Annotated in this window: 19 protein-coding genes and 5 tRNA genes; 5 read left to right on the forward strand and 19 right to left on the reverse strand. The window is 46.3% G+C overall.

Going from position 1 to position 23,798, the window contains the following annotated elements:
• Nucleotides 1-11: 11 nt before the first annotated feature.
• The 10 genes from tuf to QFZ51_RS30005 form a co-directional block, all read right to left on the reverse strand.
• Nucleotides 12-1,199: an elongation factor Tu gene (gene tuf, locus QFZ51_RS29960; RefSeq protein ID WP_370912179.1), complete on the reverse strand. Its 1,188-nt coding sequence runs from the start codon at nucleotides 1,197-1,199 to the stop codon at nucleotides 12-14.
• A 72-nt stretch (nucleotides 1,200-1,271) separates the two neighbouring features.
• Nucleotides 1,272-1,345: transfer RNA gene (locus tag QFZ51_RS29965), tRNA-Lys, on the reverse strand.
• A gap of 114 nt (nucleotides 1,346-1,459) precedes the next feature.
• A tRNA-Thr gene (locus QFZ51_RS29970) sits at nucleotides 1,460-1,531 on the reverse strand.
• Between the two features lie 23 nt (nucleotides 1,532-1,554).
• A tRNA-Gly gene (locus tag QFZ51_RS29975) sits at nucleotides 1,555-1,627 on the reverse strand.
• 197 nt (nucleotides 1,628-1,824) lie between these two features.
• A tRNA-Tyr gene (locus QFZ51_RS29980) sits at nucleotides 1,825-1,906 on the reverse strand.
• Nucleotides 1,907-1,963: 57 nt separating this feature from the next.
• Nucleotides 1,964-2,037, reverse strand: a tRNA-Thr gene (locus tag QFZ51_RS29985).
• Between the two features lie 235 nt (nucleotides 2,038-2,272).
• Complete coding sequence (locus QFZ51_RS29990) at nucleotides 2,273-2,572, reverse strand: HPF/RaiA family ribosome-associated protein (RefSeq protein ID WP_079470676.1); 300 nt, start codon at nucleotides 2,570-2,572, stop codon at nucleotides 2,273-2,275.
• 161 nt (nucleotides 2,573-2,733) lie between these two features.
• Nucleotides 2,734-3,720, reverse strand: coding sequence for a tyrosine-type recombinase/integrase (locus QFZ51_RS29995; protein ID WP_429051147.1), 987 nt, complete (start codon nucleotides 3,718-3,720; stop codon nucleotides 2,734-2,736).
• Nucleotides 3,721-3,761: 41 nt separating this feature from the next.
• Nucleotides 3,762-3,959, reverse strand: coding sequence for a 30S ribosomal protein S21 (gene rpsU / locus QFZ51_RS30000; protein ID WP_079470678.1), 198 nt, complete (start codon nucleotides 3,957-3,959; stop codon nucleotides 3,762-3,764).
• 262 nt (nucleotides 3,960-4,221) lie between these two features.
• Nucleotides 4,222-4,974, reverse strand: coding sequence for an XRE family transcriptional regulator (locus tag QFZ51_RS30005; RefSeq protein WP_079470680.1), 753 nt, complete (start codon nucleotides 4,972-4,974; stop codon nucleotides 4,222-4,224).
• A gap of 109 nt (nucleotides 4,975-5,083) precedes the next feature.
• Here QFZ51_RS30005 and QFZ51_RS30010 point away from each other — a divergent pair, with 109 nt between their 5' ends.
• Nucleotides 5,084-5,533, forward strand: coding sequence for a hypothetical protein (locus tag QFZ51_RS30010; RefSeq protein ID WP_429051149.1), 450 nt, complete (start codon nucleotides 5,084-5,086; stop codon nucleotides 5,531-5,533).
• 93 nt (nucleotides 5,534-5,626) lie between these two features.
• On the opposite strand, the gene QFZ51_RS30015 is transcribed toward QFZ51_RS30010, so the two are convergent.
• A complete protein-coding gene (locus QFZ51_RS30015; RefSeq protein WP_370912177.1) occupies nucleotides 5,627-6,298 on the reverse strand; it encodes an SdpI family protein in 672 nt (223 codons plus the stop codon).
• A gap of 308 nt (nucleotides 6,299-6,606) precedes the next feature.
• Here QFZ51_RS30015 and dinB point away from each other — a divergent pair, with 308 nt between their 5' ends.
• Genes dinB through QFZ51_RS30035 form a run of 4 tightly spaced genes read left to right on the forward strand, consistent with a single transcriptional unit; the run spans nucleotide 6,607 to nucleotide 11,754 of the window.
• Nucleotides 6,607-7,818 (forward strand): DNA polymerase IV, encoded by a 1,212-nt coding sequence (dinB, locus tag QFZ51_RS30020; RefSeq protein WP_429051151.1) that lies wholly within the window; start codon nucleotides 6,607-6,609, stop codon nucleotides 7,816-7,818.
• A 5-nt stretch (nucleotides 7,819-7,823) separates the two neighbouring features.
• Entirely contained in the window at nucleotides 7,824-10,781 is a 2,958-nt protein-coding gene (locus tag QFZ51_RS30025; RefSeq protein WP_429051153.1) for a DNA polymerase III subunit alpha, read from the forward strand.
• A gap of 41 nt (nucleotides 10,782-10,822) precedes the next feature.
• Entirely contained in the window at nucleotides 10,823-11,278 is a 456-nt protein-coding gene (gene parS / locus QFZ51_RS30030) for a type II RES/Xre toxin-antitoxin system antitoxin (protein ID WP_370912174.1), read from the forward strand.
• Nucleotides 11,279-11,295: 17 nt separating this feature from the next.
• Entirely contained in the window at nucleotides 11,296-11,754 is a 459-nt protein-coding gene (locus tag QFZ51_RS30035) for an RES family NAD+ phosphorylase (RefSeq protein WP_429051155.1), read from the forward strand.
• 48 nt (nucleotides 11,755-11,802) lie between these two features.
• On the opposite strand, the gene QFZ51_RS30040 is transcribed toward QFZ51_RS30035, so the two are convergent.
• The 8 genes from QFZ51_RS30040 to QFZ51_RS30075 form a co-directional block, all read right to left on the reverse strand.
• On the reverse strand, nucleotides 11,803-13,125 hold the full coding sequence (locus QFZ51_RS30040; RefSeq protein ID WP_370912172.1) for an aspartate kinase: 1,323 nt from the start codon (nucleotides 13,123-13,125) through the stop codon (nucleotides 11,803-11,805).
• 78 nt (nucleotides 13,126-13,203) lie between these two features.
• Nucleotides 13,204-14,277, reverse strand: coding sequence for an Ldh family oxidoreductase (locus QFZ51_RS30045; protein ID WP_429051157.1), 1,074 nt, complete (start codon nucleotides 14,275-14,277; stop codon nucleotides 13,204-13,206).
• Between the two features lie 11 nt (nucleotides 14,278-14,288).
• Nucleotides 14,289-14,603 (reverse strand): DUF3467 domain-containing protein, encoded by a 315-nt coding sequence (locus tag QFZ51_RS30050; protein WP_079470689.1) that lies wholly within the window; start codon nucleotides 14,601-14,603, stop codon nucleotides 14,289-14,291.
• Between the two features lie 82 nt (nucleotides 14,604-14,685).
• Nucleotides 14,686-15,183: a lipid-binding protein gene (locus QFZ51_RS30055; RefSeq protein ID WP_429051159.1), complete on the reverse strand. Its 498-nt coding sequence runs from the start codon at nucleotides 15,181-15,183 to the stop codon at nucleotides 14,686-14,688.
• 24 nt (nucleotides 15,184-15,207) lie between these two features.
• On the reverse strand, nucleotides 15,208-16,695 hold the full coding sequence (locus QFZ51_RS30060; RefSeq protein WP_429051160.1) for a SusD/RagB family nutrient-binding outer membrane lipoprotein: 1,488 nt from the start codon (nucleotides 16,693-16,695) through the stop codon (nucleotides 15,208-15,210).
• A 19-nt stretch (nucleotides 16,696-16,714) separates the two neighbouring features.
• The gene (locus tag QFZ51_RS30065) at nucleotides 16,715-19,921 is read right to left on the reverse strand and encodes a SusC/RagA family TonB-linked outer membrane protein (protein ID WP_429051161.1); all 3,207 of its coding nucleotides are present in this window, start codon (nucleotides 19,919-19,921) and stop codon (nucleotides 16,715-16,717) included.
• Nucleotides 19,922-20,614: 693 nt separating this feature from the next.
• Complete coding sequence (locus QFZ51_RS30070) at nucleotides 20,615-22,690, reverse strand: ComEA family DNA-binding protein (RefSeq protein ID WP_429051162.1); 2,076 nt, start codon at nucleotides 22,688-22,690, stop codon at nucleotides 20,615-20,617.
• A 90-nt stretch (nucleotides 22,691-22,780) separates the two neighbouring features.
• A complete protein-coding gene (locus QFZ51_RS30075; protein ID WP_429051163.1) occupies nucleotides 22,781-23,575 on the reverse strand; it encodes a hypothetical protein in 795 nt (264 codons plus the stop codon).
• Between the last annotated feature and the right edge of the window lie 223 nt (nucleotides 23,576-23,798).

The following is a 23,798-nucleotide window of genomic DNA, read 5'->3' on the forward strand; positions in this document are numbered from 1 at the left end:
AATTCAGATGCTTACTTCAGGATTTCAGTAACCTGACCTGCACCTACTGTACGACCACCTTCACGGATAGCGAACTTCAGACCTTTGTCCATAGCGATAGGCTGGATCAGTTTAACTGTCAGGCTAACGTTATCACCAGGCATAACCATTTCAACACCTGCTGGTAATTCAACTTCACCGGTTACGTCAGTAGTACGGAAGTAGAACTGAGGACGGTATTTGTTGAAGAACGGAGTGTGACGGCCACCTTCTTCTTTGCTCAGTACGTATACTTCGCATTTGAATTCAGAGTGAGGTTTGATAGAACCTGGCTGGCAGATAACCATACCACGACGGATCTGAGTTTTCTCAATACCGCGGAGTAACAGACCAGCGTTATCACCTGCTTCACCTTCGTCGAGGAGTTTCTTAAACATCTCAACACCAGTACAAGTAGATTTCAGTGGTTCTTCCTGCAGACCTACGATTTCAACGTTTTCACCAACTTTGATGCGACCGCGTTCGATACGACCTGTAGCAACTGTACCACGACCAGTGATAGAGAATACATCTTCTACTGACATCAGGAACGGTTGATCAACCGGACGTGGAGGCAGTGGGATGTAAGTATCAACAGCTTCCATCAGTTGGTCGATAGCAGCAACCCATTTTTCGTCACCAGCGAGTGCGCCGGTTGCAGAACCCTGGATTACAGGAACGTTATCACCGTCAAAACCGTTAGAAGACAGCAGATCACGGATTTCGATTTCTACCAGTTCCAGCAGTTCCGGATCGTCTACCAGATCAACTTTGTTCATGAATACTACGATACGAGGTACACCTACCTGGCGAGCCAGCAGGATGTGCTCTCTTGTTTGCGGCATAGGACCATCTGTAGCTGCCACCACGAGGATAGCACCGTCCATCTGAGCAGCACCGGTAATCATGTTCTTCACATAATCCGCGTGACCAGGACAGTCAACGTGAGCGTAGTGACGAGCAACTGTCTGGTACTCAACGTGAGCTGTATTGATAGTAATACCTCTTTCTTTTTCTTCAGGAGCAGCATCGATCTCATCATATCCTCTCTTCTCTGCCAGACCTTTATTTGCCAAAATTGTGGTAATGGCAGCAGTCAAAGTAGTTTTACCATGATCCACGTGGCCGATGGTACCAATGTTTACGTGGGGTTTATCCCGCTTGAAGGTTTCTTTTGCCATTGTATTTTCTTTTTAGATGGTTTGTAAAGATTGTATTGATTGTTGTTTTAAAAAAACGGTTTTACAAACTTGTACCGTTGATGAGAATTGAACTCATGGCCTTCCCTAAATAAAAATGGGTTGCTCTTCCATTGAGCTACAACGCTAAGTTTTAATTTCGGAGTGCAGAATTTACAAATTCGAATTCCGAAATTCGAATTTTATGGAGTTTGTTGAGGCGATTGAAAAATTCACTACAACTATTCTTCTAAAATTCAATGAGCTGTTGAAGAGAATTGAACTCTCGACCTCTTCCTTACCAAGGAAGTGCTCTACCCCTGAGCTACAACAGCTTGAAAAATTGCTTTAAAATACGAGCGGGAGACGAGGTTCGAACCCGCGACCTACAGCTTGGAAGGCTGTCGCTCTACCAACTGAGCTACTCCCGCATTTTTTAATTCACTAAGCTTCCGGCAAACAACACTGCAACTTTCCACTTATAGAATTATTAGAATAAAAATAAGAGCTTTAAAGGCTGTTGTACCACAGGTTAGGGTATGCTGTCTACTACTTCTGAATTTCTCACCCTCTACTCAACAACTATGTTCCGCCTCTGCGAAGGGCAAAAGCGGAACACGCTGTTTTGTGGGCAGGATAGGATTCGAACCTATGAAGACGTAGTCAGCGGATTTACAGTCCGCCCCATTTGGCCGCTCTGGAACCTGCCCCTAACTATCTTTTGATTTTGTCATCCGGCTTAATAAACAACCAAATAAAAATCGATGAGCCAGCAGAGGGATTCGAACCCCCGACCCACTGATTACAAATCAGTAGCTCTGGCCAACTGAGCTATGCTGGCATCTTTCAAAAAACATTCTTTCAATAAAGTAACTCGTTGAAAGAGAGCGCAAAATTAAGAGATTTTTTCAATTCTCAAAATCTTTTTTTCAGTTTGTTACAAATATCTAAAAATTTATCTGCTTCCCCGAAAACGCGCTACCATAAAGAACTTTGCTACCTTTACCAACCCTCTTTTTGAATCGGGATGGCAAAGGTAGCAAAGAGATTAATATTTCCAAAATTATTTCAGAGAATTATTGAAATTTCTTTTCCTTCTTTCTTTTTACCTGCTCAACGAGGGATTCAAAGGCAAGGTCGAAGGACTCTTCGAAGGATTTGGACTCGTGCTTAACAAACAGGTCCTGACGGGGTATTCGGACTCTTATCTCGGCTATTTTATCTTTAATTTGATGCGCTAAATTATCCACTTTTAAAAATACATCCACGCTAATGATACGGTCATAAAAAGTGTTCAGTTTCTGAACTTTCTTGTTCACATGATCTATCAATTTGGAATCAGCATCAAAATGCACAGTTTGAATTTGTACGTTCATAGCACTAATTTTTTAAATATTTAACAATCTAGGTTCTAGTTAGTAAAGGAAGGTCATAGGCATTCTCTTTTAGCATAATGAACTTGATTACTAATATAGTCACTTTTGCAATGCAATGCTGTTTAGCTGCGTAATATTTTGTTAAAAGCTTAAAATAACTGCTACGCTTTCGGGTGCGCCTGCTTGTACACCTTCTTCAACTGCTCAATAGTATTATGCGTGTAAACCTGTGTGGCTGCGAGGCTCGAATGCCCCAGCAACTCTTTGATCGCATTCAGATCCGCACCATTGTTCGCAAGGTGTGTGGCAAACGTATGCCGTAATATATGTGGACTCTTTTTCTTTAAAGTGGTAATCTGGTGCTCTGTGAGATACTTCCGCACCGTCAGGTATACATATTTGGGATATAAACGGCGGCCGCTCTGCGGATGCACCAGCAATACCCCGCTCTCAAACTCCTCCAGGCAACGGCGCTTCTCATCCATGTATGCACGCATCTGTGCCAGGAGCTCCGGACTAACCGGTATGATCCGCTCCTTGCCCCCTTTCCCCATCACCTTCACAGATTTGTTCCCCTCATCTACCCGGAATTCCTGCAACGCAATCAATTCCGACAAACGGATACCCGTCTGGTAAAAGATCTCAAAAATAAGCCGGTGCGTAATGCCTTCGAAATCATTGGCAAAGATGTGCAGGGCGGTGACTGAAACCGGGCTCACATTGTCTTCCAGCGCCTGCATCCCCTTCTCCTCAATATAGCCGGGTAAACGACGGCTGATCTTGGGCGCAATGACCTTAATCATAGGCGACTGTTTAATAAGGCCCTGACGCAGACAGAATTTGAAAAAGGATTTAAGTGTGGAGATCTTGCGGTTAACACTTTTGGCGGTCATGGCATCTTCCATGAGCTTCGCCAGCCAGCTACGGATCATAATATGACTGAGGTCCCCAACCGGCGTACTGCCATAACTGAGGGTCACATAATCAAAAAACTGGAAAAGATCGTTGCGATAGGCAGTGCAGGTGTGCGCTGAATACCGTTTCTCGAGCTGGATATAGGATATGAATCGCTCTGCTAAGGAATATAAAGCTTCGTTCAACACAAAAAGATTGATGATTGTAAAGTTATTAAATAACCTTACAATCATCAAATATTTTGAGTTGCCAACGGCTTATCGCCTAAGCAATATTAATCTTCAAATTTACCTGTTGCCAACTGCTGTTTGTAAACGGCTTTTAACACCTGGTTACGACGTTTAACAGATGGTTTAGTAAAAGACTGGCGCGTTCTCAGCTGCAATAAAATGCGAGCTTTCTCAAACTTCTTTTTATATTTTTTAAGCGCCTTGTCTATGTTTTCGCAATCTTTAGAATCAATGATCAACATAATTTTTGCCTCTTATTTTTAGGAACGCAAAGATAACACAAGATTTGTAAAAAAACAAAAGACCAAAAGAATTATTCCATTTCCCCGCCTTCCTCTCCATAAAGATCACCCAATCGGCCATAAAATTCCGGAACCGGTGCGAGGCGTCCGCAGGCACAAACAGGAAATCACCGCCCCCAGCCTTTACGAAGGATATAGCATGACGGCTGGACCGGAAGCACATAAGCACCTCCGGTCCAGCCGCTTGTATAATAAACTCAATTTAGTCCTTCAACTTCTTCTTCAACAGGCTTACCTGGTCCTGCAGGTGGCTCACCATATCCGCCAGGTGGTTTACACTCATCCGGCTTTGTTGTCCTGCCTTACTGATCACGGCATCCGACTGCCACAATTCCAGCACTTCCTCCATATCCACGCCGTAAGGCTCAAACTGCGGATTGTCAGACACCAGCGTAATCTTCGATTTGGAACGGTTGTTTTTCAGGATCCTTTTAAAAACAATGCCTTCACGGGAGGTGATCACCACATAGGTTTCATTGTTCTTGATCTCGTCCCACCCCTCTACCTTGTGGCAAACGATTACAGAACCCGAGGTAACCGGCAGCATGGAATCTCCCGCTATTTCAAATGCCCTGTAATCACCCGCACCCAGCATGGGCAGTGTGAACGTGTTCAATTCCTCGATAAACTCATCATCATTATAACCGGCCAGGTAACCGGCGGCCGCTTTTACCGGCACAAACTGAATCGCCTGACGGGAACTTCCCAGCTTGAGCTGCCGGCGCTTCTCCAGGAAATTATCTTTCTGGGAGCCAAGATCACGACGAAGCAGATCATCAATAGACACCCGGAACATATCACTTACCTGTTCCAGGATCTCTGTACGGGGTTCTGCACGCTCCTCCTCATATGCACCCAACAACGAACGCTTGATACCGAGTTTATCGGCAAACTCTTGCTGCGTCCAGGCTTTTTGCTTACGCAGGTATTTCAAATTCTGACATACTACGGACATAACCTAAATAATTTAGTACCTTGCTAACAAAATTAGCAAATATTTTTATGAATTACCAAATATATTCGGGGCGCTTCGCTTATTTTTGCCCGGTAAAATCCAACTCGATATGTTAATAAACTATGTACACTCGTTCTTAAGATGGGCTATATTGCTGGCAGGGCTCTGGGCGGTTATCCGCTCCCTGAAAGGCGTAACAGGCAAAACACCATTCACCGCAGCAGACAGCAAAGCCGGGCTTTTCTTCATGATATTCTGCGATTTGCAGCTGGTAGTAGGATTGATCCTGTTTTTTATGAGCAAAACTGTTCAGACAGGCTTAGCTGATATGGGAGCTGCTATGAAAAATCCTGCTGTAAGATTTTTTACGGTAGAACACGAAGTAATGGCCATCATCGCCATTGCACTGGTACATATCGGTAAATCAAAAATAAAGAAAGCAGCCACGGATGCACGGAAACATAAACTGGGCCTGATCTTCTTTGGACTTGCCTTCATCGTTATACTGGCCCTTATCCCATGGCCTTTCCGGGAAGCACTCGGCAAAGCCTGGTTCTAAGCCTTTTCCGGTGAATCCGGCAACTGATAAAATTAAATGGCGCCCCTGTCAGGGACGCCATTCCTTTTTCCGATGTATTGATTGACCACTGAATTATCCTTTATCCTTATTATATAACCTGAAGGAATAAATATAGGGTAATGCCGCCAGTACAATCGCCGCAAAAAATATGATAAATACCCCGGTGATAAGCGACAGGAAAAATCCGGCTATGATAATCACCACACCAGCGCTGATCCACAGGTTACTCGCCATCTGATGCGTTTCCATCCATACCTCGGGGCTTTGCAGGGTCCACGGCGTTCTCACCCCCACATAATTATTCGGCTTCAGCTTACGCAGGTAAGCGCCTATGCCCACAATCAGCAAACCCACACCTATAAAGGCCCAGCGCTCCATGATAAACGGCTTGCCCTGGCTGACCAGGAAAATAATAATACAGGTAAACACTGCCTGGTAAGAATGGATCAGAAAGCGGATCCTGTAATACTCTTTATGCTCCATCTCAATGGCAGACGGCCGCAGCTGCGTTTCGCCGGCACGCGGAATATAGCGGAACAGAAAATAAATCAACCCATTCGTAAAAAAGAGAAAGATCATCAGCAGCAGGAAGTCATTTTTTGTCCCCATCTCAGGAGAACCCGCCGCATTAACAGTATTGGATAAAACAACTGGTAAGTCTTTAAAGACAACCGCCAGATAAACCATCGGCACCAGCAGCAAAGCGAGGATAAGTAATTCCCTGGTAAAATCCGGTTTTTTCATGTGAGATCAGTTTAAATGTTCTCATACTCCCTGTTTTCCTTCATTCCCATTCTCTTATCTATTACATATTGATTGCCAGATATGTTGTACTAAAGTTACGAAAATTGAACCGACCGGAAATTTCAATATTTTTTACTAATTTTATTAGCATTACTAAATAAATTAGTAACTTCACTCCACATATAAAAGTGATCCCGGCTGGCAGGCCTGCTGCTATACTATCCTCCCTCTGCCCGGTCCGCCATCCGTAATCGCTTTTAACAGCCTGCCCTGTTCCGTCCTTTGTTTATCCATAAACCATTACCAGTATGATCACTTTACAACAGCGAACAATAGCGCACTTCGACCTGGACTGCTTCTTTGTATCAGTGGAATGCCAGCGGGACAGTCGCCTCCTCGGTAAACCAATCCTGGTAGGCGGCAGCAGTGATCGTGCGGTAGTAGCAGCCTGCAGTTACGAAGCACGGCGGTATGGTATTCATTCCGCCATGCCCATGAAAACCGCCCTGCGGCTTTGCCCACACGCCATTGTACGCAGCGGGGACATGGAACTGTATAGCACCAAATCCAGGGAAATCACGGAACTCATCGCCGGAAAGGCACCGCTTTACGAGAAATCATCTATCGATGAATTTTATCTCGACCTCTCCGGCATGGATAAGTTCTTTGGCTCATTGAAATGGACTTCGGAACTACGGAAAACCATCATGAAAGAATCCGGACTGCCTATTTCGTTCGGACTCGCCTCCAACAAACTGGTTTCCAAAGTAGCCACCGATGAAGCCAAACCTAATGGTCAGCTTGAAATCCTGTTCGGAGAAGAAAAAAATTTCCTGGCGCCGCTGGCGGTAGAAAAGATTCCAATGGTAGGCCGTGAAACCGGCGCCCTGCTGAGGCGCCGAGGCGTAGAAACCGTAAAGACACTGAGCGAAGTGCCCATCTCCCTGCTGGAAGCATGGATGGGAAAAAACGGAATAGCCCTCTGGAGAAAAGCCAATGGAATCGATGAATCGCCGGTGGTGCCTTTTTATGAACAGAAATCTATCTCGACGGAAAGTACATTTCCCGCAGACACGATCGATATGCAATTTCTCCACGCCGAACTGGTACGTATGACGGAGAAAATTGCATTCGAACTGCGGCAGCAAAATAAACTGACCGGCTGCATCACCCTCAAAATCCGGTACTCCGATTTTGAGACCGTCACCAAACAAATGTCGATCCCCTACTCCTGCGCCGATCATGTGTTGCTGGAAAAAGTAAAAGACCTCTTCAAAAAACTGTACGACCGCCGGCTGCTCGTTCGCCTCATAGGCGTGCGTTTCAGCCACCTTGTACATGGCAATTACCAAATCAGCCTGTTCGACGATAAACAGGAAATGATCGCCCTGTACCAGGCCATCGATCAGATTAAAAACCGCTTCGGATGGGAATATCTCATGAAAGGAACCAACGTCATACCACCCGGGAAGAAAGACCTGCACACCCCGAAAAAAGATATCATGCCATACTTTAAATAAACATCATGTTCCTTAACTGCAAAACATTTTTCAGCCTGCGCTATGGCACCATGCACGCAGAAATGCTGGTGCAAAAGGCGCATGAACTGGGCATCGGGTCACTTGCGCTCACCAACATCAACATCACCTCCGACGCCTGGGAGTTCGTAGACCTCTGCCGTAAACACGATATTAAACCTATACTCGGACTGGAATGCAGAAACGGAAACGATTTTAAATATCTCCTGCTGGCACGCAACCAGGAAGGCTGGCATCATATCAATGTTTTCTTATCCAAACACCTGCAATCCGAAAAACCTTTTCCCGATCAGGCGCCCGTTATCCCACACACCTGGGTGATTTATGCGCTGGGAACCCGCGCCCCTGAAACATTAGCGCCCCATGAGCTCATTGGTGTAAAGCCCTGGCAACGCAATAAATTATTCAGAACAGCTACCACTGCCCTCCGCGATAAACTGGTGATCCTTCAACCCGTCACCTTCCAGGACAACACCCATTATGAATTACACCAACTGCTGCGCGCCATCGATCAGAACATCCTGATCACGCAGCTGGAACCAGCCATGACAGGCCATCCGCAGGAACAATTTGTTACGCCCGCTTCCCTCGTGGAACACTTTGCAGATTACCCGTATATCGTACAGCGAACAGTGGAAGTGATGGAAGCATGCCACATAGAAATGGATATCCATCATTCCATCTCCCGTAATAAAAAATGCTTCCTCGGCAGCGTGGAAGAAGATCGCGCAAAGCTGCGGGAGCTTGCACTGGAAGGCATGATGTACCGCTACGGCCAACATCATGAAGAAGCCCTTCAACGGATCGAAAAAGAACTGGCTATTGTAGCGCAACTAAATTTTGAATCTTATTTCCTCATCACCTGGGATATCATACGCTATGCGCAGGAACGCGGATTCTTTTACGTAGGCCGTGGAAGCGGCGCCAACTCCATTATTGCCTACTGCATAAAAATTACAGATGTAGATCCCATAGAACTGGATCTTTATTTTGAAAGATTTCTGAACCCTTACCGTACTTCGCCTCCGGATTTTGATATCGATTTTTCATGGCGCGACCGGGATGAAATTATCCAATATGTTTTTGACAAGTATGGTTCGCAACATACGGCCCTGCTGGGTACCGTGACCACCTTTCAAACCAATGCCGTGATCCGCGAACTGGGAAAAGTATATGGTCTTCCCAAAAAGGAAATCGATAAAATCCTCGAAAACGGCTTCCAGGTTAACCTGGAAGCCGACAGCATCCACCAGAAAATAGCATACTTCAGTAACCTGATGGATCAGGAAAAAGCATTCCCTAATCATCTCAGTATTCATGCCGGCGGCATTCTTATCAGCGATGCGCCTATTCACCAGTTCTGCACCACCTACCTGCCACCCAAAGGTTTTGTAACCGCACAACTGGATATGTGGCAGGCGGAAAGGATAGGGCTGCATAAATTTGATATCCTCAGCCAGCGTGGTCTCGGGCATATCCGCGATGCTATTGATATCATCAAAAAAAACCGGGATGTGGATATAGACATCCATGATGTAAAAGCCTTCCAGCTGGATCCGCTGGTGCGTAAAAACCTGTCCGGTGTAAATACCATCGGGTGTTTTTATATAGAATCGCCTGCCATGCGGCAACTGCTGCTGAAACTGGGATGTGATGATTACCTTACCCTGGTGGCGGCAAGTTCTATTATCCGGCCTGGCGTAGCGCAATCGGGCATGATGAAACAATACATACATCGCTACCGGCACCCCGAGGAAGTGGTTTACCTTCATCCTGTTATCGAAGAACTGCTGAAAGATACCTTCGGTATTATGGTATACCAGGAAGATGTTATTAAAGTAGCGCACAAATACGCAGATATGGAACTGGCGGATGCCGATAGCCTGCGAAGGGCTATGGCAGGGAAATACCGCGGGTCCAATGATTTCAGGGAAATACAAAAACGTTTCTTTGATAACTGCGAACGCCTGCAACGCCCGCCGGAAGTATCTGCAGAAGTATGGCGGCAGATCGCCAGCTTCGCTAACTTCTCCTTTTCCAAAGCCCACTCCGCCAGCTTCGCAGTGGAAAGCTACCAAAGCCTTTACCTGAAAACCTATTTCCCCGCAGAGTTCATGGTGGCTGTTATCAACAACTTCGGTGGCTTCTACAACCGGGAATTATATTTCCGGGAATTACTGAAAACCGGGGTAACACTGCACCCTCCTTGTATTAACCACAGCGACTATGCCACTAATATTACCGGCCGTGAGGTGTACGTAGGACTGATCCATGTAGAGGGACTGGAACAATTACTGGCAGAAAGAATATTGAAAGACCGCGAACAGTATGGCCCGTTTCTGCACCTGGAAGATTTTACCAGCCGGATTTCGCCGGGCCCTGAACAGCTGGAAATACTGATCCGCATTGGTTGTTTTAATTTTACCGGCTACACTAAAAAAGAACTGTTGTGGAAAAGCAGCTTGCTGGTAAGCAAGAAGGAAACCAATCCACACAGCATGTCTTTGTTTGGCAATACCACTACTGTTAATTGTGAACTGCCCACCCTCGCTTATCACGCCCATGAAGATGCCTTTGATGAAATAGATCTGCTGGGCTTCCCTCTGCAATCACCTTTTAAAGTATTGCAGCACGATCAAAGTGCGTATATGCCTGTCCGTGAGTTCGGAAAGTATATCGGTCAGCAGGTTACCACACTTGGCTACCTGGTAACCAACAAATTTCTGCGGAGCAGCAAAGGTGAACCGATGTGCTTTGGCACTTTCCTTGACCGCGACGGCGCCTTTCTGGATACCATCCATTTCCCGGACAGCCTGCGGCAATATCCTTTTCAAAAGGGCGGCTTTTATGTGCTGCAAGGCAGGGTAGCGGAGGAATACGGCGTGATACAATTGGAAATCAATAAGATGTGGAAGATTGGTTATTTTGAGGATAAAAAAACATAATCCCGACAATTTGTTGTATTTTTGTGACAAATGTCGGGTGTATGAAACATGTAAAAGGATACCGCGTGCAGGAAAATGCATTATTAATAGTAGAACAGCCAGGAGGAGCGGCGTATATTGCCAGCAGTGGCTACTTTGATTTTATACAGCTTTCCCGCAGTGGAATTATTAAAAGAGCCTTATTAAATCTGAGCAGGCAGCTGTCTTTTTCTTTATCAGAACTGGCGCAGGTAGTACATGTGTCAGAAAGAACGCTGCAGCGCTATGCAGACGACGAGAAATTGTCTGCCGACACGTCTGAACGTGCCATTTTACTCTCTCAGCTTTACCAGCGTGGTACCGAAGTATTCGGCCAGCTGGAAAACTTCAAGGAATGGATGAGAACTCCGTTACCTGCCTTCAACTATCAAACCCCTATTTCGCTGTTAGATACCACCTTTGGGTTTCAGCTTATCCAGGATGAGCTGGGGCGCATTGAACATGGCATCTTTGCATAATTTACGAAACCATTAACATGGAAGTATACAGGATCAGTAAGTGCGCTTACATCAATGATCTGAGTGGAACAGGTGCGCGCCTGTATGGCGGCCGCTGGAACAGCCCGGGGCATGCTATTGTGTATACTGCCGGCAGCCGGGCGTTATCGGCGCTGGAAGTACTGGTGCACATTCCGCTGAAAAACATAGTACAGGATTTCTGCATTGCTACCCTGCAGATTCCCGATGATATCGCCATCAAAGTACTTACCAAACATGATCTGCCATCCGGCTGGCAATCACTGGCGCCCTCACCGGAGCTGCAATGCATTGGAGACGAGTGGATAGATACGGCTAAGTACGCAGTGCTCCGGATTCCATCTGTAGTAATTGCAGATGAATATAACTACCTGATCAACCCGCTGCATCCGGACGCGACAAATATTACCATCCTGAATACACAGCCGTTTGTATTTGATCAGCGGTTAAAAAAATAAAAAAGCAGCGAAGTAATCTCCGCTGCTTTTTTTATCTGAAGCTTTTTTCTATTCCAGGCCAAATAAGCCCTTATTCAGCACCTGCAATGTTTTCTCTTTAAACTGACCATTGATCAGGATAGAAATGTTATGCCTGCTGCCACCATAGGAAATCATGCGTAAAGGAATTTCTTCTATCGCATCAAATAATTTGGTGATAATGGAAGGAGTAGCCGCCACTTCGTTACCAACAATGGAAACGATTGTCTGATGATAATCCAGTTCCACGGTACCAAACGGTTGCAGCTCTTTCAGGATCTGATCGAGGTACTGCTGGTTATCGATGGTGATAGATACCGCTACTTCCGAAGTGGTGATCATATCGATCGGGGTGCGGTATTTCTCAAATATCTCAAAAATCTTGCGGAGGAAGCCGTACGCCAGCAACATGCGGCTCGACTTGATCTTAATAGCAATGATGCCGTCTTTTGCCGCGATAGCCTTCACACCGTTGCCGTTAGGCATTTCGGTAATGATGGTACCTTTTGCTTCTGGTTGCATGGTATTCAGCAGTTTCACCGGGATATTGAAGTGCTGTGCAGGCCAGATAGAAGCAGGGTGAAGGATCTTGGCGCCGAAGTAGGCCAGTTCCGCTGCTTCGTCAAATGACAGCTGCTCGATCGGAAAGGTTTTGTTCACCACCCGCGGATCGTTGTTGTGCATACCGTCGATATCTGTCCAGATCTGGACTTCATCTGCCTGGATAGCCGCGCCGATCAGGGATGCGGAATAATCACTGCCACCACGTTTCAGGTTATCCACTTCGCCTCTGGCATTGCGGCAAATATATCCCTGGGTAATAAAAATACGCTGGCCTTTATGCTGGCTGATCAGGTTAGCCAGTTTAATTTTAATCTTTGGAATTTCCGGTTCTTCGTATTCGTCGATGCTCATGAAATCCAGCGCAGGTAACAATACCGCAGGAATTCCGGCTTCTTCGAGATATACGCCAAAAAGACGTGTAGACAATAATTCTCCCTGTGCAAGGATATCTTTATTCAGTGCTTCATTGAAAGATATCTTCAGGATGATGTTCAGAAATTCGAAGTGTTCATCAACAATAGCCTTGGCATTTGCGCGGCCGGCTTCCTTCTTCACCAGGTCGTTGCAAAAGTTCCGGTAGTGGCTTTCCAGCTTGTCTATCTGCTGTTTTGCCTGTTCCTTCTTACCTTCTGACAGCGACTGACTGATTTCCACGAGGGAATTTGTGGTGCCTGACAGTGCAGACAGGACCACAATTTTCTGATCATTATCTGCTGTGATCAGTTGCGATACCGACTGCATACGCTCTGGTTTTCCCACGGAGGTTCCACCAAATTTTAACACTTTCATCTGAATGTATATTTTGCTTTAGCTACCTGAAACGCTGCATCAGCCTCATTCCGGGCGTTTTTTATGAACGATTGTAAATTAAAAATTCAAATTAAACTTAGCGGCAACTTCCTGCATGTCCTTTACCACGGCCGCTATTACCGGGATACCCTTTTCCAGCCGCTCGTGTTGCATTTCTCTTTCAGGATCTCCGGGGATCAATACTTTCTTTCCGGCTACCGGCTCTGCAGCACGGAAGCGGTTGATCCAGGTATCCATATTGGCCTTGAACTCATCTGCCGGCCGGAACGCATCTACACGCATAGCGCCAAAGAAATGTCCCAGGCCCTCTCCTACCGGATCCGGCGCCAATGGGAGAAAGCTCACAAAAGGCGGCGCCCACGGGCCATAATTGGCGCCTGAAAGAACGGCCGAAAATATATCAACAATTGCTCCCAAACAATACCCTTTATGACTTCCGTGCTCACGATCGCCGCCCAAAGGCAGCAAAGCCCCGCCACTCTTGAGTTCATGAGGATTGTTACTTGGGTTCCCTTCTTTATCCTGGATCCATCCGTAAGGAGCTTCTTCATTTTTACGCTGCAGGATCTCCAGTTTCCCGTTGGCCGCAGTGGTGGTGGCAAAATCCGCCACAAACGCCGGCTGCTCCTTTGCAGGAATAGCCACTGCAATGGGATTGGTACCCAGCATACGCTCAGTGGAAAAGGTAGGCGCTACCAGCGGACTGGCATTGGTCATGGCCATACCAATCATATCCTGGTCCAGTGCCTTCATAGCATGATAACCTGCAATACCGAAGTGGTTGGAGTTTTTCACACTTACCCAGCCGGTACCTACGGCAGCCGCCTTCTGCATGGCTATTTCCATTGCGTATGGGGCTACTACCAGGCCCAGGCCTGCATCTCCGTCAATAACCGCCGTACTGGGCGTTTCATGTACTATCCGGATATGGGGTGTAGCGTTGATCCGCTTAGCCTCCCATAAACGAACATAGCCCGATAAGCGGGCTATTCCATGAGAATCGATACCTCTCAAATCTGCCGATACCAGCACTTCACTGGCCAGGGCTGCATGTTCCAGGCTGCACCCCATGTGGATAAATACTTCCCTGGTGAATTCTCTCAAATGATGATAAGAAAAAATATGTTCCATCTGTCAACAAGTTAGGCCTGAGCGGTAGGTCCGCCAAAATTCAATGGTACAGATACCTGCTCCTGATCCTGAATGGGGCCGTGTACAGATTCGTATTTCTTAATATTATCAAGCATGGCTTTCATAAAACGCTTGGCATGCTGCGGCGTGAGTATGATACGGGATTTCACCTTAGCCTTTGGCAGACCGGGCATCACGTTCACAAAGTCTACCACAAATTCGGCATTGGAATGAGTGATGATGGCGAGATTTGCGTATTGTCCTTCGGCGATTTCTTCATTCAACTCTATGTTAAGCTGATTCTGTTCTTCATGCTGATTTTCCATGTTGTATGATTTAGCCGTACAAAAATAGAAAAAGAGGACTCAAATGAGCCCTCTTTTTTTATAAACAGCGGATTGACCGGGATTAATAGTCGTCTTCGTCGAACTTGGTACGCAGGATACCCGCCACTACGTACTTCTTGCCGGGATCGGAAGATATTTGCAGTTCCATGTAAATACTGTCCGTTATGTGCCCGCCCTTCGATTTTCCGCCGTTGGGGAAAACTTTTCCGGCAGTGATGGTAACGGTCGCGTCACTGTTTTCGTCCTTGGCGTTGGTGGCGCTGAAGGTAAGATCAGACAAATTCACGTCCACCTTCGACTGGAAGTCGAATCCCAGTCCTGCATCCTGTATCCACATCTGCTTGCCATCATCGGCAGTGGTGTTAAATGTATTGATCTGCACATGGTCCCCATCGATCTGCGGGGCGCCGTTGAGCGACATGGTTACCCACCAGGTACCGGCCATTTTCACTACCTGCGTATTCTTTACCTCCGGCAAATCCTTTTCACAGGAAGAAAAAAGAACGGTAGCCACAAGCAGTAATCCTATGATATATTGTTTATTCATTATTGTTCTCATGGTAATTATTTTAAACCGTTAACATTATAAAGCCCACCAAACCTTTTGATAAATAGGTACTTCCGCTGGTGTATTACTATTCCGGCTCCTTTCCACATCCGGGAATACCAGGCGTTTAGGGAACTTACCAACGCCGGTAACACCATTACGGGAATATACCAGCTGGCCGGGGATGTAGGACGGATCAGTGGAATATACCGGGCTGTATTTAGGATAACCTGTTCTGTTTTGTTCCAGGAAGCCTTCCAGCGCATGTGTGCCGGGGAAAGAAGCCCATTTCTGTACAATGATGGCTTCGAGCTTCTTATCAAAAGTAGCTCCGGTTGGGTAAGCATATACCTTTCCGGGCAGAAGGAAAGTATCAGCACTTAATTTAAGCTGCTGAAATGCGGCCTGCACACCTGCATCATAATAGGCTTTTGCTTTAGTGCCACCGAAATAACGCTCATCTGCCTCTGCCAGCATCAGGTTGGCTTCAGCCCTGGATATCAGGTATGCAGTATCAATAGCTGTTTGCCTGTAGATAGCAGATTTATTGTAAATGGGAGACAAACTGGTGAAATCACCCTGGTTAATGCCATAATAAACACCGCTTGCCGCGCCCGGCGCGCGGAATATTTTGGTTATCCGCGAATCTTTATTTTTCTGTAACCACGATAACATGGTGTAACTAGCCCGGATATTGGTAGTCGTATTCAGGCTGCGGATATTTGATTCGTATAACGGATTGTCTTGACCCGGTGCATCTTTAAAAGTACTGTAAGAAGCATCTACATCTGTAAGGAACTCAGCGCCGCTGTTAATCAGCTCCATGATCTTTGTTCTTGCCAGTGATGGATTTACATTCACCATACGCAGGTACATTTTCAGTTTCAGTGTATTCGCAAACTTTACCCATTTATCCATATCTCCCTTATAGATAATATCCTGTGCTGCATTCTCATCAAGGATAGTAACGGTCAGATCTTTTGATAAGGCAATATCCAGGTCTCTCAGCAACCAGGAGTAAATGCTATCTCCACGGTCAAACTTCGGCTGCAGTTGGTTTAACCCGCCAAACGCTTCCTGGTAAGGCACCTGGTCGTACAGGTCTACCAGTATCTGGTAAGAATATGCCTTCATCACGGTTCCCATCAAACCAAAGTTATAATCGTGCAGGCTGTCGCACAATTTGAGCATCAGGCTGTAATCCTGCAGTGCGCCGGAAAACATCTGCGTGTACAACGCATTGTAGTCCGTCCGCTGGATATTATACGCATCAATTGTTTTGTACTGGTTGGAGGCGTTGCTTTGCGTCCAGTATTGCGCCCAGATACCACCAATAACAGCGCCATCGGTGCCGGCGCACGATATGGTAGACATTACCGCCGGCGGGAACAACACATAAGGTGTAGCCTTCTCTAACGGCGGATTATTCGGATCGTTGTTGATATCCAGGTTCTTCTTGCAGGAAGCGCCTAACAATAGCACTGCTGAAAGTAGGAGGAGAATATATTGATTGTACGTTTTCATGATATCAGAATTTAAAAGATTAGAAGGATACCTTCAATGAAACACCATAAGACCTGGTAGTCGGCATGGATCTGAATTCACCAAACTCACTGTTCAGGTCATTACCATAGTTGGATACTTCGGGATCAATGAATGTATTTCCTTCCGGCGTCCACACAAACAGGTTGCGCGCAAAAACAGTCAGCATGAGATTGCTGGCAGCAATTTTTCTGGCGGCTGATGAAGGCAAACTGTAAGAGAGCGTGATATCACGCAGTTTCAAAAAGGTTTTATCAATAATACGCTGTGAATAAGCACCGCCTTTATTGGTAGTATGATACCAATAAGCATCATAATTATAATCTGTGAGCGGAATGGTATTTTCACCATATACCGGTTTGGCCTGTGCATCCGTACCTACCTGCATTACAGAGTTAGGCACCACAAAGGCTCGTCTGTCGTTATAAGTAGTTAACAAGGCGTTACCCACGAAGTAGGTCAGATCAGCTGTACCAGAGTAGAACACACCGCCTTTTCTCCAGTCGAAAGAGAAGCCCAGCGTTAAATCTTTATAACGGAGTGTGTTTATCAGCCCCATGGTAAAGTCGCGCTGAGAGGTACCATAATAACCGTCGGTATCTGCCGCCTTAGGCAAGCCGGTAGCATCCACAATTATTTTTCCATCCGGTGTGGTAGCAGGTACCGGTGCATAAAATACACCCAGTGGATCTCCCTTACGTGCAACAAATTTTGCATCGTAAGCGAAATTAAGCACTACCTGGTCCAAACCTGCAGGAAGCTCCTCTACTGTATTGCGGTTACGTGCGTATGTGTAGTTCAGGGTCCAGGTAAAATCTTTTGTTTCTACCGGTATGATGTTAACAGATAATTCTATACCCTTATTCCTCACTTTACCAAAGTTCTGCGTAATACTCGCATAACCGGAACTCGGCGTGGTAGGCACCGCCAGGATCTGCCCTTTGGTGAGTTTGTTATAGTAGGCAATATCAAAACCCAACCTGTTCCGCAGGAATTTTACTTCGCCACCTAATTCATACTCATTACTTAACTCAGGAGCAAGATCGGGATTACCGATGTTGTCACCTACTGTGTAACCGGGGATACCATTAAAAGGAAAATCCAGTGTACCAAATGGAAGATCTATGATCTGTCCGGTAGATAAGGTGGTTTTAGTGAGATAGGGACCAGCATCGTTACCTGTTTTACCCCAGCTGGCGCGCAGTTTCGCAAAAGAAACACCGCGGTCATCCAGCTTCAGCGCTTCTGATAAAATGAAGGCAGCATTCACCGCAGGATAGAAATAGCTGTTGTTCTTTTCCGGTAATGTAGACGACCAGTCGTTACGGGCATTCACCGTGAGGAACAGGTATTCGCGGAAGCCTAGGGTAGCCTGTCCGTAAAGGCCATAAATTCTGCGTCTGAATTCCTGTGTTTGTGACACCGGTGTATTGGGTGAGTTGGAGATCACATAGAAACCGGGAATGGCGAGGCCTTTCACAGCCGAAGTGAATATTTTTCCTTCCCGCTGGTTAACGTTAAAGCCTACCAGTCCATCGATAGTAAAATCTGAGCTCAGTTTTTTATTGGCAGTGAGCAGGAGATCGGAGTTGAACTCACCCCTGTAATCGCTGTTTTCCCTTACATAACCAACGTCCTCTTGCCGCTGCGATCCTTCCACATTATTACCATCATTCCAGCTGTCGAGTGATGGCCTGTTTTTCGCCTTATAGGTTTTAGACTGGCTGTTGGTGATATCTGCACCAAGGCGCCATTGTACACTTAACCAGTCATTGATACCATATTTAAGGTCAATGTTTCCGAAGATCCTGTTGCTTTTCAGGTTATTCCCATTTTCATACAGGGAATAGTAAGGATTCTCCGCGTAAGGCGTGAAGTAGTTATCAACGTTGTAATATTTGTTTTTGTAATCCTTAAACTGGGAAATGTTGATATCTACCGGGATCTGGATAATATCCTCAAACAAGGAAGAACCGAGTCCGGATTCACTGCGGGTAGATACTGCTTTCGCATTTTTATTTACGTAGTTAAAGGAAGCAGAAGCAGAGAACCTGCCGTATTTTGTAGAGGCTCTTGCAGAGAACGTATTTCTTTTATAAGAATCTGCGTCAGTGGGCAGGATACCATCGCTGTATATATTTCCATAAGACAGGAAGAAAGTGGATGTTTCATTTCCTCCGCTGATAGAAATGGTGTTGTTCAGTTCTTTACCGGTAGTGAAATAATCGCGTACGTTATCATCTACAAAAGAAAATGGCTTTGTTAATGACACACCGTCCACAGGTGCGCCCCATTCGCGGTTTTCGCCGGTCAACCGCGGACCCCAGCTACCATTCTCTGAGAGAATAAAAGTACCGCCCCATCCCTGGCCAAACTTTTCCTGCATGGTTGGCAACATGCCTACATTAGAAAAAGTGGCAGCAGAGGCCACATCTACTTTAAGTTTTCCGCTCTTACCTTTTTTGGTAGTGATCAATACCACACCACTGGCGGCCCTGGAACCGTAGATAGCGGTGGCAGCGGCGCCTTTCAAAATGCTGATTGCTTCAATATCATTTGGGTTGATGTCATTGGCATTATTACCAAAGTCGTAACCACCGTTGTTGACTCCTTTTCCATCAACGCTGGAACCGGGACGGTCGTTGTTCAATGGCACCCCATCTACTACATACAGTGGCTGGTTGTTACCCTGCAGGGATGAATAACCACGGAGGATTACTTTGTTGGATGCGCCCGGAGCGCCGCTGGTGGTGGATATTTCAGCACCGGCAATTTTTCCGGATAAACCATCCATCATACTTACAGGCGCTACCCTGTTAATTTGTTCTGTAGCAAAATTACTGGTGGCGTAACCAACGGTTTTCTTTTCACGCACCAGTCCCAAACCAGTTACCACTACTTCCTGCAGGTTCTTGTTATCTGCAATGAGTGTTACCTGGAGATTTGAACTTTCTCCCACGGTTATTTCCTGGGCTTTATATCCAACGCTTCTTATTACGAGCACGGTCGCGGCACCGGGCACACTCAGGTTGAATACGCCATTGTCATTGGCGGTGGTACCTGTGGTGCTGCCTTTAATCTGGATGGTGGCAAACGGAACCGGATTGCCATCGTTGCCCTTAACGGTACCTGTAACCGGTCGCTGCTGCGAGTAGGCCAGGTGAATGATTGCCATAACCATGGCAAAAAGGAGGAACCCCTTTTTCATAAAAGTTTCAGATTTTGGTTGAAGAAGAAATGCATCGGGTCTTATAAATGCTTACCTGGCAAACAATTGCCGGTAGCTGCTTCCGGATAAGATGTTTTATTTATTGTTGTATCATATTAGCACATTAAAATAATAGCATAAAAAATCCATATCATGTCTTTGTAAGCATGACTAACCATACAGAATACCATTCGGTTCTGTAGTTACAGCAAACAATCATCGCAACATACGGTCAGGTATATTGGCGACCGGCTATGTAAAAGGAGAAGTGTTTTTCTTCATAAACAGTTCTGATTTTGGTTGTACAAGTCAATAATAGATCAACATGTGTTCTCTCGTCGGTAAATTGTTGTATTCGCTCGCTGTTGACAAACAGCTAATGATCTCAATTTCAGGAATGGTTACGTGCCTGTTATAGTTTAAATCGGTAAAAGCCTTACTAAGTCTCTCGTTGTGTCTTATTGATTTGAATCATGACAAGTATCCTGCTGCGGGTTTACAGCCATTATCACAAGCTTTTTTTCTTGCAGAAAGGTCTTTCTCATAAAGCAAATCAGATTTAGATTTTGGTTGACATCCACAAGTTAGAAAAAAAAAGTAAATCGTGATACATCTACTTAACATTATTTTAACAGCAGATAATTTTATCACCATAACAAACTGATAATCAACTTATAACCAGCTTAAAAAATTTCATTTTCCTGCTATTAAATATTGCAGCTGAAATTGAAGCAATGTTTTCTTATCTCCTGCAACAACGTCATTTCCGCTACCAATACGGGTTTGACCAGGATACCGGCTCTGATGGCAACGTGCCCAGCATGCCAGCCGCCGGCTTACTTTCCATTTTATGTTGAGATAATATTGCCAGCCCTCACCATACAGCTGCGATACCGCGTTTTCGTATAACACACTGCTTTCCGTTGCATATATCCTGCTATCGTAACTGCTGGTCTGAAACCGGGATACCCTGCCGCCGATTGATACAGGCAAATGTATAAAACGGTAACTGGCATCCTGGTAAATCATCCATCCCTGCTGCATATCCCCTGCCACTTCGTAACTGCTGTATTCTATCCTGGTTTTAACGTCCAATTGCTTATTTACTTTTATACTCCACTGAAAACGTATGTGCCTGGACGTTACCTCTGCCGGTACTTTGACCGGGTTCTCCGGCAGCAACACGTTCTCTGCTCCCTGCCGGTAGTTGTAACGAAGTAACAGGGTCATTGTTTTCCCGGGAACATAGCTTCCCTGCACAAAGAAGTCCTTGCCATAAGAAGGCGCATTACTCCGGTACTTCAACCAGGGAAAGTGAAACACATCTGCATATGCATCCGCCTTTAAACGGGATGTTATTTTCAGGGTAACCGCCGTGTATATTCCCTGCTCATTAACGGTCCGGTAGCCATCCCCGAATCCTTTGGCATACAGCGACTGGTAGCCTTTATCATAATACCGGTACGCGATAGCCACATCCACCGCAGGCGCTACGCTGGTCAGCAATCCCTGAACTATGGCAGGTTTGCCGTTACTGCTTACTGCTGCCTCCCCGAATAAGTGCACATTTTTCCAGCTGCCGGAATAATCAATACTGGCAGCCGTCAGCTGGTTACCATTAAAGTCGAATTGATTATAGGGCGCTGTTTCCTTTTGAAGTACCGGCGTTAAATGATGGCTGGTTACGTTTCCTCCCACCTGCCACCGGGCAGCCTGGTAGCGGATATTTCCACCAACGCTCACCTGTTGTACCTGTCCGCGTTTGGCTGCTTCTGTGACCGTGCGGTGGTAACCACTGCTGATAATACTGGCCGCCGTTACTTCGTCCATCAGTGTGTCTGTACTGGCGTCCTGTTTACGGAAAGAGGCAAAGGCGGTCAACTCCCAACGTTTTTGTTGTAACGTAACAGCAGCTCCCCTGAAAAAATAAAACTCTCCCGGCGAGGTGTAAGGCCGCAACACTTCTCCTTCCCGTTTTACCTGCATCACCGATGCTCCTTTACCATAAGCCTGGCCCTGCCAGTTCAGCAGGCCCTGTCCCATACTCACCGCATAATCGCCCAATGCCAGGGCTTTTATTTTCCGGTAGTTCCGGATAAAAATATGTGCACTGTAAAAATCAAATCCCTGCTTTTGCGCGCCTTTAAAAAAAGCTTCCCCGGCATCTTTCTCCATCACGATCCCCCAGCTCATATACCGGGGAAAGCTATAACGGTAACGCATAAACACTTTTTCCGGGCTTCCCCTGTAGGCAGGTAAGGTGCTATCGGTGTGCAGGTACCCCTTTGCTTTCTCCGCTGCGCGGGCATAACGCAACAGGAACGAATGATCACCCTTCTGCGTATAATCCCGTAAAGTATAATGTGGCGCCAGGTCATCGCCTACCGTTACGTAAGGCAGTACGCGCAGGATAACATCCGGTTCAAAACCCGGCACCGCCTGTAGTTCATAAATACTGAGCAGATCTCCCAACAGTGCGCGGTACCGCAAAAACTGGCTGATCTGTAAAGGCGTGAGCAGCCCTATTGACTGCAACGTCGCTTCATCTGCTGTATTCAATTGGATCTTATGCCGGGCCAATGCATTTAAAGTTTGCCATTGCGCATCATCCTCCGGTACCGTTTCCGTACCAGCCGCTTCGTTCTCAAGGTTATTTTCCATTGCCTGCGGCAACGTCTCTTCCTGCTGACGGGCCCACGCTTTCCGCCCGCCCAGCAGCAGCAACAAACAACCGGTGATGCCGCAAATCGCCGAGCGGATAGTTGCCATATCAATAACATTGAAAGTTTAACTTCCCTACGTGATCTCCGGTAAAACCAAAGGCCACGCCTGGTTAACAAGTCCATAAACTTATACGCATCACTCCATCCCCGGTGGTGGAGAAAGCTGCCATATCAATGAGGTAACGGGCGTAATACCCAGTTGCGGATGAAACCCCGCAGCGATATCTATCCGCAGGGATCTCAGGAATAATATCACTGCCGCACTGTTATAAGCCTGACCGGATGCAATACCCATTTCCAGCGCCAGCTGCCGGATAACCCGGTAATAAGCCGATGCCTTGACAGCAGTAAATGCACCCATAGAAACCACTTCACCTGTTAACAGGAAATCGCGCGATGCTTCAAAACCGAGGCCGCCACTATATAGAACAGACGCGTCTGCGGGTTTATACACATGAAGGCCGCCATGCCACTGCTCACTGATATGCCAGAGCATTCCGCCGTCAAAGCTGATGTTACCGGTCGTCCCCAACCCTTGCACACTGGTGGTCTCATAATTAAACTGCAGCCCGATACCGGCCCGCCTTCCCAGCTGCATGCCATACGCGCCACTCAGCCGCTGCTGGTGCCACGCTGCATTGCCCAGCCGGGTAATACTTCCGCCGAAAGCGCCTGTACCCGCAGGAATAGCCACCGTTGCAGCATACAACGAAGCCTCTTTTAACATAAACCGGTTCTCTGTATAAATACCCGCTGCAAAAGAAGATAAACAGGATAAGCCGGCAGGATTATACCAGGCAGATACCACCTGCTGGAAATGCCGGCTGTAACTGCCGCTGCCAGTGTTCTTTCCAACCGGCATTAACAATGGTTGTGCATACAACAGCGCTATCCACCACGTGAATAAGACGGTTAACAATAATTGTTTCATCAGGGAATTGGGTTTAACAATAAAATTCCGCGGGCTAACGGGTTAACTACTTGTTGCCGGCGAATACAAAAATAAGCAGCGGAAAAAATAGAAGTGTTAATGAAACATAAACGCGCGAGGTTTGTCTTTCTCAGGATTACGCTGATTATATTGATTTTAAGGATTTGAACATTTTGGATTTTAAATGATTTTGGGAGATACAAGCGGATATTTTCGCTTATAA

Source organism: Chitinophaga sp. W3I9, from assembly GCF_050434025.1.
Classification (GTDB): domain Bacteria; phylum Bacteroidota; class Bacteroidia; order Chitinophagales; family Chitinophagaceae; genus Chitinophaga.

Bases quoted from the DNA above. Each gene is read 5' to 3' on its own strand.
- QFZ51_RS29990 (WP_079470676.1), bottom strand. From the start codon at position 2,572: ATGAACGTACAAATTCAAACTGTGCATTTTGATGCTGATTCCAAATTG.
- QFZ51_RS30035 (WP_429051155.1), top strand. From the start codon at position 11,296: ATGGAAGTATACAGGATCAGTAAGTGCGCTTACATCAATGATCTGAGT.
- QFZ51_RS30040 (WP_370912172.1), bottom strand. From the start codon at position 13,125: ATGAAAGTGTTAAAATTTGGTGGAACCTCCGTGGGAAAACCAGAGCGT.
- QFZ51_RS30025 (WP_429051153.1), top strand. From the start codon at position 7,824: ATGTTCCTTAACTGCAAAACATTTTTCAGCCTGCGCTATGGCACCATG.
- dinB (WP_429051151.1), top strand. From the start codon at position 6,607: ATGATCACTTTACAACAGCGAACAATAGCGCACTTCGACCTGGACTGC.
- QFZ51_RS30015 (WP_370912177.1), bottom strand. From the start codon at position 6,298: ATGAAAAAACCGGATTTTACCAGGGAATTACTTATCCTCGCTTTGCTG.
- QFZ51_RS30060 (WP_429051160.1), bottom strand. From the start codon at position 16,695: ATGAAAACGTACAATCAATATATTCTCCTCCTACTTTCAGCAGTGCTA.
- QFZ51_RS30065 (WP_429051161.1), bottom strand. From the start codon at position 19,921: ATGAAAAAGGGGTTCCTCCTTTTTGCCATGGTTATGGCAATCATTCAC.
- rpsU (WP_079470678.1), bottom strand. From the start codon at position 3,959: ATGTTGATCATTGATTCTAAAGATTGCGAAAACATAGACAAGGCGCTT.
- QFZ51_RS30075 (WP_429051163.1), bottom strand. From the start codon at position 23,575: ATGAAACAATTATTGTTAACCGTCTTATTCACGTGGTGGATAGCGCTG.
- QFZ51_RS29995 (WP_429051147.1), bottom strand. From the start codon at position 3,720: ATGATTGTAAGGTTATTTAATAACTTTACAATCATCAATCTTTTTGTG.
- QFZ51_RS30055 (WP_429051159.1), bottom strand. From the start codon at position 15,183: ATGAGAACAATAATGAATAAACAATATATCATAGGATTACTGCTTGTG.
- QFZ51_RS30010 (WP_429051149.1), top strand. From the start codon at position 5,084: ATGTTAATAAACTATGTACACTCGTTCTTAAGATGGGCTATATTGCTG.
- QFZ51_RS30045 (WP_429051157.1), bottom strand. From the start codon at position 14,277: ATGGAACATATTTTTTCTTATCATCATTTGAGAGAATTCACCAGGGAA.
- tuf (WP_370912179.1), bottom strand. From the start codon at position 1,199: ATGGCAAAAGAAACCTTCAAGCGGGATAAACCCCACGTAAACATTGGT.
- QFZ51_RS30070 (WP_429051162.1), bottom strand. From the start codon at position 22,690: ATGGCAACTATCCGCTCGGCGATTTGCGGCATCACCGGTTGTTTGTTG.
- QFZ51_RS30050 (WP_079470689.1), bottom strand. From the start codon at position 14,603: ATGGAAAATCAGCATGAAGAACAGAATCAGCTTAACATAGAGTTGAAT.
- QFZ51_RS30005 (WP_079470680.1), bottom strand. From the start codon at position 4,974: ATGTCCGTAGTATGTCAGAATTTGAAATACCTGCGTAAGCAAAAAGCC.
- parS (WP_370912174.1), top strand. From the start codon at position 10,823: ATGAAACATGTAAAAGGATACCGCGTGCAGGAAAATGCATTATTAATA.